General features: G+C 75.1%; 1 protein-coding gene. It reads left to right on the top strand.

What is annotated here, in order from left to right:
* The coding region (locus KVT14_RS21990; RefSeq protein WP_217617448.1) for a hypothetical protein at positions 1-229 on the top strand (229 nt) is incomplete at both ends.

Genomic DNA, 229 nt, shown 5'->3' with positions numbered 1-229 from the left:
GCTCACCCCGGCGAAGTCGCGGAAGGGGCGGCTGGAGGCGGTGAAGGACGTGCTCGCGCGGCTCGCCCCGGGGGTGCGCGGGCGGATGCCGGGAGCGGGGCGCCCGGGAGCCGGCCCGGGCGTTCTCCAGCGGTACCTGGGCGACGCCTCGGCGGCGGACATCAAACGGTTCCCGCGGAGTGAGGCGGTCCGGAACTACACGACGAACATCCCAACGAAGCCGGGCTGG

This window comes from Cellulomonas sp. GbtcB1, assembly GCF_019091725.1.
Taxonomy (GTDB): domain Bacteria; phylum Actinomycetota; class Actinomycetes; order Actinomycetales; family Cellulomonadaceae; genus Cellulomonas.
The sequence above is the reverse complement of the archived record's forward strand: the minus strand, read 5'-3'. Positions and strand labels throughout refer to the sequence as shown.